This window comes from Metabacillus mangrovi, assembly GCF_009711125.1.
GTDB classification, from domain to species: domain Bacteria; phylum Bacillota; class Bacilli; order Bacillales; family Bacillaceae; genus Metabacillus_B; species Metabacillus_B mangrovi.
Genome location: NZ_WMIB01000001.1, coordinates 651,925 through 664,832 on the forward strand (window position 1 = coordinate 651,925; position 12,908 = coordinate 664,832).

The following is a 12,908-nucleotide window of genomic DNA, read 5'->3' on the forward strand; positions in this document are numbered from 1 at the left end:
CACCAATTCCGGCAATCTCTTTCAATTATGTACTTGACCTGTCTATCTTCATTATATATGAAACGAAGGGAAAAAAAAGTCTTCCCATATGCCATTATAAAGCTTTGGACCCCGTAGAGCGGGATCCAGAGCGTGTGAAGCTTTATTTAACATTGATGGAGTTCATATCTGCAAAAGACCGGATCACATCTGCAAGCTGTTTCATCTGTGCAAGACGGTTCGCTTTTACGTTCTCGTCATCTGCCATAATCATCGTGTGCTCAAAGTAAGCTGTAATTTCAGGAGTCAGACTTTTCAGCCCCGCGAATGCCGTTTTGTAGTCTGCTTTGTCCGCCGCTTCATAATACTCGCTGATGACCGCCTCCGCTTTTTGATGCAGCTCTCTTTCATGGCTGTTTTCAAAAAGTTCAGGAGACACCTGTGCTGTTTCACCGGCTTTGCCTGCGATATTGAGCACCCTTGAGAGAGCTTCGATGGTTTCTTTGAAGCCGTTGGAAGCGGTCTGCTCTGATAGGATGACGGCACGCTTGATCATGGATGTGATTTCAATCTGTGAGGACCGAAGAACAGCATCCACCAGATCATAGCGGATTTGTTTTTCATCCATTACATATTTCGCTCTCATCTTGAAAAATCCTGTTAAATCTTCTATCCATTTTCCGGTGTCTGCGCCCCGATTTGCAAGTCCGAGCTGAAAAAGCTCAGGAAGCGGTATTTCCCAATCATAAGCCAGAAGAATCTGAACGATGCCGCTCGCCTGCCTTCTCAGTGCATAAGGATCCTGTGAACCGGTAGGGATCATGCCGATTGAAAAGAATGAACAAATGGTATCAAGCTTATCGGCCAGGGCAACGGCCGCTCCTGCTTCGGATGCAGGCACCGGGTCTTCTGAATGCCTCGGGCTGTAATGTTCATTTACAGCGGCTGCGACGGTTTCCCTCTCACCAAGCAATTTTGCATATTTTTCACCCATGACTCCCTGCAGTTCAGGAAACTCGTAAACCATATGTGAAACGAGGTCAAACTTGCTGATTTCAGCTGCTCTTCTCGCATCTTCACGGACTGTACCGCTCAGCTCAAGCCGGGCTGTCAGCGCATCCGTTAAAGCGGTCACTCTGCGGACTTTATCTCCGAGAGAGCCAAGCTCTTCATGAAACACAATCTTCTCCAGCTTCTCCAGTGCTTCCCCGATCTGAAGCTTATGGTCCTCCCGGTAAAAGAACGCGGCGTCGGACAGCCTTGCACGAAGCACTTTCTCGTTACCCCGGGCCACCTGTTCAATGTGGTCGCTGTTGCCGTTCCGTACCGTGATAAACTTTGCAAGAAGCATGCCGTTTTGGTCTTTCACCGGAAAATAGCGCTGATGCTCTTTCATGGTTGTGACTAAAACTTCCTCAGGCAATGTCAGGTATTCCTCTTCATACTGTCCGAAAAGGGCTGTCGGATATTCTACCAGGTTATTGACTTCTTCAAGAAGCGTTTCGTCCACTGGTATGACCCACTCATTTTCCCGAGCGAGATCAGCCAGCTGTTCCCGTATCATCTGTTTCCGTTCCGCTGGATCAGCAATGACAAACTGCTGTCTCAGCAATGTTTTATACAAGTCTGGTTCTTCAACGGTAAAAGACTCGCTTCCGAGGAAACGGTGGCCGCTTGTTGAATTGCCGCTTTGAACTCCTGCAATGCTGAACGGGATGATTTCCGAACCGAAAAGGGCGAGAATTGATTTAACCGGCCTTGCGTACCGGATATCCAGGCTGCCCCATCTCATGTTTTTTGGAAAAGTTAAGCTGAGCAGCACTTTGTCCAGATTTTTTAGCAAATCCATGGCAGGCTGTCCTTTTACATGCTTCATCACATGGACGTATTCGATGCCGTTGATTTCTTTAAAATAGATGTCCTCAGGCGATGCTCCCTGCCCTCTGCAGAATCCGAGAGCTGCTTTGCTCCAATTGCCTTCTCCATCCTGTGCAATCTTTTTTGCAGGTCCTTTTGCTTCTTCAGACACATCTTCCTGCTTTTCAGCCAAATCCGATACAAGAATGGCTAATCTGCGCGGAGTAGAAAACAGCTGTATTTCTCCAAAAGGAATGTTCTGCTCTTTCAGCCATTTATCTGTTTTGTCCCCAAGCTGATTCATGGCATCTGTTACAAACCGGGCCGGGAGTTCTTCCAGTCTAATTTCCAGCAACAAGTCACGCTTGCTCATGCAGAATCACCATCCTGTTCTTTTACCATTGGAAAGCCAAGCTTTTCCCGCTCATCATAGAAGGTTCTGGCTACCTTTCTGGCGAGATTTCTTACCCTTCCGATATACCCTGTCCGTTCTGTGACGGAAATCGCTCCTCTTGCATCAAGGAGATTGAATGTATGGGAGCATTTCAGCACATAATCATACGCCGGATGAACCAGGCCCTGATCCATTTGACGATGCGCTTCTTTTTCATATACAGCAAAAAGATTGAAGAGCATATCCTGGTCTGATGTTTCAAACGTATATTTGGAGTGCTCATATTCCGGCATTCCGAAAATATCTCTTACGGTAAAGCCGTCCGTCCATTCAAGATCGAATACATTTTCTTTGTCCTGGATATAGGAAGCAAGCCTCTCTATCCCGTATGTAATTTCCACTGATACCGGCTTGCACTCCAGTCCGCCTACCTGCTGAAAATACGTGAACTGGGTGATTTCCATTCCATCCAGCCATACCTCCCAGCCAAGTCCCGCACAGCCAAGCGACGGATTTTCCCAGTTATCTTCCACAAAGCGGATATCATGCTTTAACGGGTCGATCCCCAGTGCTTTAAGAGAGTCCAAGTATAGTTCCTGAATATTATCAGGTGAAGGCTTCATGATAACCTGGAACTGATGGTGCTGGTACAAACGGTTCGGGTTCTCCCCGTAACGTCCGTCAGCAGGGCGTCTGGAAGGCTCTACATATGCCACATTCCAAGGCTCAGGACCGATTGCTCTTAAAAAAGTATACGGGCTCATTGTACCCGCTCCTTTTTCCGTATCATAAGCCTGCATAAGGATACACCCTTGATCTGACCAGTGCTTTTGCAGCGTCAAAATCATATTTTGGATATTCATTGTATCTCCTCCATCTGGATAAAGTCCGGCAAGGATACGAAAAAGCTCCCGTTCCTATGCCATATACTGCGATGACATAGGGACGAGAGCTACCCGCGGTTCCACCCTACTTGGGAGTCCCTGTAAGGAATCCCCTCTTTTAAAAAACATGCTCCGGAATGCCTTTCACAGCTGGCTGCGATCCGGCTCCCACCGTCCCGGATTCGCTTTACGCAAACCATTGCTGCTACTTCTTTCCTTCTACGCATGACTACCATTCCATTTTATATACGAATCATAATGAAAAAAAGCGGGGATGTCAACAAACCGATTAAATTTGTCCGCGCAGATGATCCATCTGGTCAAGGAACCGCTTCGACTTTAAATACAGCCCTGAATATTCCTGATAGTAGCTGTCCAGCACAATCTTCAGCTCCTGCTTCGTCGCATCCTTTACCGAAATTTCCCCGAGCCTCTCCAGTTCAAAGAAATAGAGCAGCCGGATGATCCTGACGGCTCCCTGTGAAATGACGAGCCTGTAGGGGTCCATTTCAAAACAGCGGTGACAGAGAAAGCCTGCTTCTCTTACTGAAAAGTGAAAGGTGCCATCTGTGCTGCCGCAATTGGCACAGCCGTTCAAATGCGGTGTCAGGCCAAGCACCGGGAGCATTTTAAGTTCGAACATTCTCAAAAGGATATCCGGGTCACGCCCCTCGTCCAAATGCTGAAAAAGCTGGAGGAAAAGTTCGAACAGGAAAGGATTGCGCTGAAGGTTTTCGGTTCCCTTGTCCAAAAGCTCTGCCATATAGGAAGCGTATGCGGTCTTAAATAAATCTTCGCGGATGGAACGCATCGAAGCGATCGTTTCCGCCTGCTGCAGTCCTCCGAGACCGGAAGACTTATGGAATAAAAAAGTGCCGTAAGTAAAAAGCTGGGTCATAGCGGATAAGCGGCTGTTTGGTTTTTTCGCACCTCTAGCCATGACTCCGACCTTGCCCAGCTCTCTTGTATAAATCGTGACGATTTTATTGGTTTCTCCATAACTGGAGGACCTGATAATAATGCCTTCACATTTTTGGAGCACATCGATTCTCTCCATTCAGAAGGGCCAGAGACCTCACATTACCGGAAAATCAGGACTGGAACGCTCCTCATCAAGCATATCGGGCCCATCTGCATGCTCCTTTTCCATTTCCTTAAAAAGAAGATACGTGTCAATATTACCTGTCTGGTAAAACACTTTCCAGGTAAAATCCTTCATGTTACCCCACCTCTCATCTTTTAAGACATGAAAAGCCTGATCCTGTTTTCTTACCGTTAGGATGACCCTGACCCCTTCTTATCATGTTAAACAAAAATTGCTAATTTGTGCCTGCGGTTTAATACTCATCTTCTCTGAAGCCGTAATCTCTTAACTGGTTCATTTTATTGCGCCAGTCCTTTTGAACCTTCACCCAAAGCTCCAGGAATACCTTGGAACCGAGAAGTGCCTCGATATCCACCCGGGCACGCTGCCCCACTTCCTTGAGCATCTTGCCCTGCTTGCCGATGACGATGCCTTTTTGCGAATCGCGTTCTACGATGACTGTTGCCGCCACATAGACAGATCCATTTTCTTCTCTCCGCTCGATCGCATCGATCACTACGGCAACAGAATGGGGGATCTCCTCACGTGTGAGATGAAGAACCTTTTCTCTGACCAGTTCTGAAATGATAAACCGTTCAGGATGGTCGGTAACCTGGTCCGCCGGATAGTATTGGGGACCCTCAGGAAGATAGCCATTGATCTGCGTGAGGAGTGTTTCCACATTATTGCCCTGCAGCGCGGAAATCGGAACGACTTCTTTAAAAGGATAAAGCTCCTTATACTTCTCGATCAGCGGAAAGAGCTGATCAGGATGCAGCTGGTCAATTTTGTTGATGACAAGGAAAACCGGCGTATTGATTTCTTTCAGCTTTTCAATGATGAACTCATCACCGCGGCCGTAGCCTTCCTCCGCGTTTATCATGAACATAATCAAATCTACTTCACGAAGCGTATTCTGAGCCACTTTCATCATAAAATCCCCGAGCTTGTGCTTAGGCTTATGAATGCCGGGCGTATCAATAAAAATCGTCTGGGAATCATCCGTTGTCAATACACCTTGGATCTTGTTGCGGGTTGTTTGGGGTTTATCGCTCATGATGGCGATTTTCTGCCCGATTACCCTGTTTAAAAATGTTGATTTGCCGACATTCGGCCGGCCAATGATGGAAACAAAACCTGATTTATACTCACTGCTAGTCATTTAAATCCTCCGCTGAAAATGCTCCGGGCAGCAGTTCACGAACTGTAAGTTCTTCTATGCTGCCATTCATGTTTGTTAAAATTACTTTCATATCCTTGCTGCAAAGCTCTGAAATTACCTGGCGGCATGCCCCGCATGGAGGGACAGGCCGTTTTGTATCTGCTACAACAGCGATTGCTGTAAATTCACGTTCACCTTCTGAGTATGCTTTAAATAATGCAGTACGTTCTGCACAGTTGCACATGCTGTATGCAGCATTTTCAATGTTGCATCCGCCATATACTTTGCCTGATTTGGTTAAAAGAGCAGCTCCCACCTTAAATTTCGAGTAAGGTACATATGCTCTTTCCCGGGCTGTTTTTGCTTCGCTGATCAGCATATCTGTGTTCATGCCGCGTGTCATCCTTTCTATTCCTAAAGCCTATCCTGTTTCTTATTTTACCCGAAATCCTCTTGCTTTTCACGCTTTCGTTCACAATTAAAAAATAAATAATCAGAATATTATAAATTTTATTAGTTTAGGCACGAAAATGATCAGGCCGGCAAGGCATGCGCCGGCAGCCGACACGAGCACCGCTCCGGCAGCTGCATCCTTTGCAGCCTTGGCAAGCGGCCGGATTTCTTCTGTGACCAGATCAACCGTACGTTCGATGGCTGTGTTGACAAGTTCGAGTGAGAGGACAAGGCAACTAAACCCGATCACCGTAAACCATTCGACAGGACTGATCCCGAGCACTGCTCCCGCTGCCGCTGCTGCGGCACCCAGGAAGCAGTGGATCTGGAAATTCCGTTCATGTAAAAAAGCGTCTTTAATCCCTTCGCCTGCATGGCCGAAGCTTTTCAGCAGCCTTTTTATTTCAGAGGGTTTCCGGTCGTGTAAGCCCATAGGAATTCAAAATCCCTTTCTGCTTAGTAAACATTTCCTCTTCGTCTACCGCTGTCATGTGGTCATAGCCCAGGAGATGGAGGAACCCATGTACAGCAAGGAATCCCAGCTCTCTTTGGAAACTGTGGCCATAATCGGCAGCCTGTTCTGCCGTCCGTTCGACAGAGATGATAATATCCCCAAGCACCGCAGGCATATCCGCCCCGATAATTTCAATTTCGTCTTCCCCCATCTCTTCCATTGCGAAAGAGATAACGTCTGTAGGCTGGTCTTTATCTCTGTATTCGCGGTTGATTTCCTGAATCCGCGCATTATCTGTAAACGTAACAGAAACTTCGGAACCGGGAAGGCTTTCTTCTGCTTCTGCAGCAAATTGCAGGACCTCTTCAACGAGCTGCATGTCCTCCCTGGACAAAGTTCCTGTTTCATCTGTTAAATCAATAGACAATCGACTGTTCATGCCTGCTTCACCTTCTGTTTCGTTACTTCCGGATACTCAATTCTTGAGTGGAAGATCCCTTTCAGGGATTCGCAAAAAGACTGCGCCACAATATCCAGTTCTTTTAATGTTAAATCACATTCATTCAGCTGTCCATCCTGCAGCCGGTCTGCAATAATTCCCTTCACCAGTTTTTGAATGCGCTCCGGGGTCGGGCTGGACATGGAACGGACTGCTGCCTCCACACTGTCGGCAATGGAAATAACGGCAATTTCCCTTGTCTGCGGCTTCGGTCCGGGGTAGCGGAATTCCTCTTCCAGCATTTCATCTCCGCGCTCCTTCGCTTTGTAATAAAAATATTTCAGCAGACTCGTCCCGTGATGCTGCTCTGCTATATCAACAAATTCCTTTGGCATCTTGTGCTTTCTCAGCATATCCGCCCCGTCAGACGCATGGGCTATTATGACATTTTTGCTCAGCTGCGGAGAGAGCTTATCATGCGGATTATCCATTTTCATCTGATTTTCAATAAAATATTGAGGTCTCTTTGTTTTGCCAATGTCATGATAATACGCTCCGACCCTGGCAAGCAGACCGTTGGCGCCAATGGCTTCACAGGCGCTCTCCGACAGATTCGCTACCATTACGCTATGATGATACGTTCCCGGCGTCTCTGTCAGGATTTTCCTGAGCAGCGGGTGATTCGGATTGGACAGTTCGATCAGCCTCATGGTGGAAAGCAGACCGAACCCTGTCTCGAAGAAAGGCTGGAAGCCCATGGCCAGAACAGACGCCGCTATACCCGAAATGGCAGCCATGATGAAATAACTGCCGATTTCCAGATTGGAATAGTTCCCGTTTTGGATCATCAGCAGCGATGTGATCATCAGAATGTTGACCAGTGCAACGAAAAGGCCGGCCTGAAGAATCCTGGATCTGAGGTTATGTTTATTGAGAAACAGCACTCCAGCAAGACATCCGGCCAGGTAGTAGATCCCCATGTTGAAATTGAAGGTGCCCGTTATTCCCTCATTAAATATGATACTGCCGCAGATGGACAGGATAATGCTTGAGAGAATGGCCTGCCTCTCACTGATCAGGAGCTTAACAAGCATCGGACCCATCGCTGCCGGAACGATTAGACCGATATAGGCAATATCAAGCTGCTGGAACAAACTAATGCCCTTCATAAACATCAGGGAGATAAAGAAAACCAGGAAGAATATCAGCAGGTAAAGATTCCTTTTCTCCAGTGACTGCCTCTGGTTTTCAAAATAATAAATCAGGACGGAAACGGTCAGGAGAACAAAAATGGAGAGACCTAAAAACGGTTTGAACTGCTGGTCGTTATTGATAAGACCCGCAAGCTCAAGCTTATGATACACCTCAGGGGTGATCGTCTGGCCCTCTGCAACGATGATCTCGCCCTGTTTGATCTGGCTTTCATTCACGCTGTCTGCTGCCTGCTGCCTCTTTTCCCTTGTAGAGGCGTCATCATAAATATAATTGGGAATGACCGCGTATTTTCCTATGGCAATGGCAGATTGAAGCAGGCTTGATGAAAGCGGGGTATATTGGAGTTCATTCCCGATCCTGTCTTTTGCCTCGTTCAGCTGACCGGTGGGAATCTCGTCACTCATCACACTGTTTACAGCCGTCACAACGGATTCCTTTGCCACTTTCAGATCATCAGAAGCAGCTTCAAGGAGCGGAAGCAGCGTCTCTTTGGGCAGCTTTTGCTCCAGTCCGCCGTCCAGCTTTTCTATGTAAAGCTCATATTTTTCATCTGAAGTAAGCGGTTTCACTTCTGTGTCCGTGTTCTCAGACGGCTGCCCTTCAGCCGCCCCGTCTTCTGCACCGTTTTCTGTCTCTTCATTGATTTCTATTGCCGAATTAAAAATAAAGTTAACGATTTCCACCCGGCTTTCGGAGTATTCCTCGACAAGCTTGTACTGATCCGGAACCTGCTGGTAGGCTTCCGTCTTTTTCCGCTCCGTCTCTTCCATATCCGCTACGGAAATAGGGGAGTAGATGGTTTGTTCGGAAATGTCCAAAAGCTTGATGCTTAGGTTCTGGGGCTTAACGTTACCGTACAGTGCCGCAAAAAGAATGATCCCGAAAAGGACATATAAAATATAGTGCAGAAAGCGGTATTGATTGATAGTGGCGATTTTCTTGTTAAGGCCTGTCCGCTTCTTTTTCGTCATTATTGGCACCTCCCGCCGCTGTGCAAAGAGCAGGTATAAATTAAAAATAGATAGACAGATGACCCGGAACAGGTCATCTGCATTTACTGCCCGCTTTTTTCGAAAGCTTCAATTATTTTTCTGACGAGAGGATGTCTGACAACATCGGTCTGTTCCAATTCAATAACCGCTATGCCCGGTACACCTTTCAGCATCTCCCTGCTGATGGCAAGTCCTGATTTAACGCCCTTTGGAAGATCCACTTGTGTAATGTCGCCGGTCACGACCATTTTGGAGCCGAAGCCCAGCCGGGTCAGAAACATTTTCATCTGTGCATTCGTCGTATTCTGAGATTCATCCAGAATAACGAATGCATCATCCAATGTCCTTCCTCTCATATAAGCGAGCGGTGCGATTTCGATCGTCCCTCGTTCAATAAGGCGCTCGGTATGCTCGTTGCCCAGAACATCATGCAAGGCATCATATAAAGGTCTCAGGTAAGGATCTACTTTTTCTTTTAAATCACCCGGGAGAAAACCGAGGCTTTCTCCTGCTTCCACAGCCGGTCTTGTCAGCACGATCCGTTTGACAGCTCCGCTTTTCAGAGCATTAACGGCCATTACGACAGCAAGGTAGGTTTTCCCTGTCCCGGCAGGACCTATCCCGAATACCAGGTCCTTCTGTCTGATGGCAGAGATGTAATGCCTTTGGCCAAGGGTTTTTACCCGGATCGGCTTTCCTTTCGCACTGCGGGCAATTTCCTCGGTAAACAGTGCCTGGAATTCATCCAGCTTCTGCTTGCGGCCCATGTTTACGGCATAAATTATATCTCGTTCGGCGATTGGGATGCCCTGGCGGATCACACCGAGCAGCGCCTGCAATATATCATCTGTCAGCTGGACGTTAATGGCTTCACCGGAAACGTACAAGGCTTCGCCTCTCGTTACGATTGTGACGTCCAGTTCATCTTCGAGTCTTTTAAGATGAATATCCTGGTTCCCGAACAGCATTAGTGCTTCATTTGGATTTTCAAGTTTTTGATTCATTGACACTAAGTCTTCTGGCATTCTTTAGTCTCCCTGAACGATTGGCGTAGTTTTCACAATATCTTCAATTACCTGGTAAAGTATTTTCAATTTTACTTTACCATTCTCATTCCTCACGTGCAAAACTTTTTCGCCGGATATCCGGCCGTCTTCCCCGATTTTCCGCAGAAGATCCTGTTTGCCCATCTGAATGCCTGCCTGGACAGCTTCTTTTTGAGTATAGCTTCTTCTTACTTCTTCCTTTTCCCGTTTTGTCTCTTTTATATACGCAAAAGGGGTTTTCCACCCTAAAAAATGAAGCTCTCTCTTATCCGCTTCTTTCACAAACTCTTCCGGGTCCTTCTGCCTGAATCCCCAAACAGGTAATTTCACGCTGCTGATTGAGAGGTAATGTCTTTCAGCCTGATCGCCGCTGTAAACCTGAAAGGTGGAGGCCAGGGGCACTTCTACTTCAGATTCATACCACGTTTCACCGAATATTTTTGCTTTTGCAGGAATTGCCTTTGAGTTTTTCTCCGTACCGATTACCCCTGATACGAGCAGCTGGCCTTTTTGCACATGATCATGAACGGCCGCAACCGGATTGCCCTGTTCAACATACATCCTGGTGATGACCGCTTTCTTTTTGGCAACAATATTCCGCGGACTCGCATACTCCTCCTGGTCTGGAATATTCTTTTCCACTACCTTAAGATGATAGGAAGTGCCCTTAAGCTCTACTCCCACCCACGTCAATGCCGGAATCCGCTCAGTGAGCCGCTTTTGAATACCCGCCGCATCTGCCGTCAGGAATTGAACAGCTCCGGATTTAACGCCGATCTGGTCCAGCTCCTTCACAATCAGATGCTCGGTCTCAGGCTTTGCGCCCTGTACCTCCACAGACCAGATCATGTTGGAGAGCATAAAGAGCGCAGCCAGAAACAGGAGAATCCCTATGACGAAGCCGCTGTTTTTCAGTGCACGCTTTGCCCAAAAAGGCATTCCCTTTCTTTGGCTGAATGTGCAGGAACAATCATGATTCCTCCTTACAGCTCTGAATGCCTGTACATCTTTGAGCCGAATAAAAAAGGAAATCGTATGATCCCCCTCTTTCTTCATATTCCAGAGTGTAATGCCGCTCCTCAGACAATCATTGATCAGCCGTTCATGGCCGGTCCCTTCGGCTCTTACCTGAACATACCCAATCCACTCATTCACCCAGCCGTTTTTCATTGAATTCCGCTCCTTTACTGCTCAAGGTATTGAACGTGCTCAATTTTCCCCTCCAGCATGATTTCCTCCGGAAGAATGGTTCTTATAACAAAGGAATGACCTTTTATTAAAAGCTGCCCCTGCTTGAGTAACAGCCGGATTTCCTGATCTGAGAACGTAAGCAGCCCCCGGTGATTTTCGATATATATGTGAATCTGGCCAATCATGGTGATCCTCGGCAAGTCCATCATGACATCCTGCGGGAGTTCAATGGTTTTCGTGACCCAGTTTGTCAATCGGCTGCTCCATTTTTTTGCCATAAAAAAGAACCCCCCTTCCTCTCATATGTATGAGGGAAGGGCGGTTCTAATACATCAATCTTACGGCCGGATTCTCCGGTGTCTGGTATGGTGCGGGTTCACCGCTCTCGGTTTGCCGATGATTTCAGACCAGACAATTCCCTGAAGTGCCTGTTTTTGTCTGGACGTTTTACGGATACCTCCCATATTCTTACGTTCGCCGATTTTTTCAATCTCCGGCTCCTTAATGCCGCTCCTAATCCGGTTTCCGTACTCCTGCTGAACCCGCTCATAAGCAGACTGCACGGTCTCCTCAGCTTGGCGGACACTTTGCTGCGCTTCTTTTTCCCGCTGCTGCCTGCGTTCCTGCTTTATCTCCGGATTATCTTCCTTGTTTTTAAAAAGCCGGGAAAAAAACACACTTCCGATCCAAATTAAGACTCCCGACAAGATCGGGTTGCTGATCACTGCGTCAATTAAAGATTGTAACCCGTCCATCGCCGAACCTCCTTACTTTCCGTTCCGGTCTTCCTGATCAGATGACTTTCCAAGAAATTCTCTCATGTCTGTATCGGCAGAAAGGTTTTGGATGTTCAAATAGTCCATTACTCCAATGTTGCCGCTTTTCAGAGCGTCCGCCATGGCAAGCGGGACTGTCGCTTCCGCTTCCACTACCTTTGCCCGCATTTCTTCGACTTTTGCGCGCATTTCCTGTTCCTGCGCTACCGCCATTGCTCTTCTTTCTTCTGCCTTCGCCTGAGCGATATTTTTATCGGCCTCGGCCTGGTCGGTCTGAAGAATGGCCCCGATGTTTTTGCCGATGTCAACATCCGCAATATCGATCGAGAGAATTTCGAAGGCAGTACCGGAATCGAGCCCTTTATTTAACACGGTTTGTGAAATCATATCCGGATTTTCAAGTACCTTCTTATGGTTATCGGAGCTACCGATGGTCGAAACGATCCCTTCTCCGACCCTTGCAATAATCGTCTCTTCTCCTGCTCCCCCGACGAGCCGCTCGATATTGGCCCGAACGGTAATTCTGGCTTTCGCTTTCACTTCAATCCCGTCCATTGCCACCCCGGCAATAAACGGGGTTTCGATCACCTTCGGGTTAACACTCATCTGTACAGCTTCCAGAACGTCGCGTCCTGCCAGATCAATGGCCGCACATCGCTCAAAGCTCAGCTCAATATTGGCCCGCTCTGCGGCGATCAAGGCGTTGACAACACGGTCAACATTTCCGCCTGCAAGATAATGGCTTTCCAGCTGGTTTGTGGTCAGCCCGAGGCCCGCCTTATGAGCTTTGATCTGAGGGTTGATGACCCTGCTCGGTGTAACCCTTCTCAGCCTCATTCCCACAAGGGTAAAAATACTGACCTTTACCCCTGCAGCAAGTGCGGAAATCCACAGCATAACAGGTACAAAAGTAAAAAATACAGCCAAAACGATAATTCCTGCAGCAACTAAGCCTAGTGTAAATAAAGTGGACGGATCCATG

The 12,908-nt window shown here is 47.5% G+C and carries 14 protein-coding genes and 1 other annotated feature; all 14 genes read right to left on the reverse strand.

Features of this window, described 5'->3' with window-relative positions:
- Nucleotides 1-142 precede the first annotated feature (142 nt).
- Nucleotides 143-2,209: a glycine--tRNA ligase subunit beta gene (gene glyS / locus GKZ89_RS03500; protein WP_155110960.1), complete on the reverse strand. Its 2,067-nt coding sequence runs from the start codon at nucleotides 2,207-2,209 to the stop codon at nucleotides 143-145.
- Complete coding sequence (glyQ, locus tag GKZ89_RS03505; RefSeq protein ID WP_155110961.1) at nucleotides 2,206-3,093, reverse strand: glycine--tRNA ligase subunit alpha; 888 nt, start codon at nucleotides 3,091-3,093, stop codon at nucleotides 2,206-2,208. Before glyQ ends, glyS begins: the two co-directional genes overlap by 4 nt.
- A gap of 75 nt (nucleotides 3,094-3,168) precedes the next feature.
- Nucleotides 3,169-3,345: a binding site (T-box leader), on the reverse strand.
- A 58-nt stretch (nucleotides 3,346-3,403) separates the two neighbouring features.
- Complete coding sequence (recO, locus tag GKZ89_RS03510; RefSeq protein ID WP_162356414.1) at nucleotides 3,404-4,156, reverse strand: DNA repair protein RecO; 753 nt, start codon at nucleotides 4,154-4,156, stop codon at nucleotides 3,404-3,406.
- A 33-nt stretch (nucleotides 4,157-4,189) separates the two neighbouring features.
- Nucleotides 4,190-4,333 (reverse strand): YqzL family protein, encoded by a 144-nt coding sequence (locus GKZ89_RS03515; protein WP_155110963.1) that lies wholly within the window; start codon nucleotides 4,331-4,333, stop codon nucleotides 4,190-4,192.
- Between the two features lie 118 nt (nucleotides 4,334-4,451).
- Nucleotides 4,452-5,360, reverse strand: a complete 909-nt coding sequence (gene era, locus GKZ89_RS03520; RefSeq protein WP_155110964.1) for a GTPase Era — start codon at nucleotides 5,358-5,360, stop codon at nucleotides 4,452-4,454.
- The gene (locus tag GKZ89_RS03525; protein WP_155110965.1) at nucleotides 5,353-5,751 is read right to left on the reverse strand and encodes a cytidine deaminase; all 399 of its coding nucleotides are present in this window, start codon (nucleotides 5,749-5,751) and stop codon (nucleotides 5,353-5,355) included. Before GKZ89_RS03525 ends, era begins: the two co-directional genes overlap by 8 nt.
- Before the next feature lie 102 nt (nucleotides 5,752-5,853).
- Nucleotides 5,854-6,246 carry a diacylglycerol kinase gene (locus GKZ89_RS03530; protein ID WP_155110966.1) on the reverse strand — a complete coding sequence of 131 codons (393 nt, stop codon included), beginning with the start codon at nucleotides 6,244-6,246 and terminating at the stop codon, nucleotides 5,854-5,856.
- Entirely contained in the window at nucleotides 6,218-6,706 is a 489-nt protein-coding gene (gene ybeY, locus GKZ89_RS03535; protein ID WP_155110967.1) for an rRNA maturation RNase YbeY, read from the reverse strand. Before ybeY ends, GKZ89_RS03530 begins: the two co-directional genes overlap by 29 nt.
- Nucleotides 6,703-8,892 carry an HD family phosphohydrolase gene (locus GKZ89_RS03540; RefSeq protein ID WP_155110968.1) on the reverse strand — a complete coding sequence of 730 codons (2,190 nt, stop codon included), beginning with the start codon at nucleotides 8,890-8,892 and terminating at the stop codon, nucleotides 6,703-6,705. The genes ybeY and GKZ89_RS03540 overlap by 4 nt, the downstream gene beginning before the upstream one ends.
- Before the next feature lie 83 nt (nucleotides 8,893-8,975).
- Nucleotides 8,976-9,938: a PhoH family protein gene (locus GKZ89_RS03545; RefSeq protein ID WP_155110969.1), complete on the reverse strand. Its 963-nt coding sequence runs from the start codon at nucleotides 9,936-9,938 to the stop codon at nucleotides 8,976-8,978.
- A 3-nt stretch (nucleotides 9,939-9,941) separates the two neighbouring features.
- On the reverse strand, nucleotides 9,942-11,129 hold the full coding sequence (yqfD, locus tag GKZ89_RS03550) for a sporulation protein YqfD (RefSeq protein WP_155110970.1): 1,188 nt from the start codon (nucleotides 11,127-11,129) through the stop codon (nucleotides 9,942-9,944).
- Nucleotides 11,130-11,143: 14 nt separating this feature from the next.
- On the reverse strand, nucleotides 11,144-11,428 hold the full coding sequence (yqfC, locus tag GKZ89_RS03555; protein ID WP_155110971.1) for a sporulation protein YqfC: 285 nt from the start codon (nucleotides 11,426-11,428) through the stop codon (nucleotides 11,144-11,146).
- A gap of 60 nt (nucleotides 11,429-11,488) precedes the next feature.
- Complete coding sequence (locus tag GKZ89_RS03560) at nucleotides 11,489-11,905, reverse strand: hypothetical protein (RefSeq protein WP_155110972.1); 417 nt, start codon at nucleotides 11,903-11,905, stop codon at nucleotides 11,489-11,491.
- Nucleotides 11,906-11,917: 12 nt separating this feature from the next.
- Nucleotides 11,918-12,907, reverse strand: coding sequence for a flotillin-like protein FloA (gene floA, locus GKZ89_RS03565; RefSeq protein WP_155110973.1), 990 nt, complete (start codon nucleotides 12,905-12,907; stop codon nucleotides 11,918-11,920).
- Nucleotide 12,908: the final 1 nt, after the last annotated feature.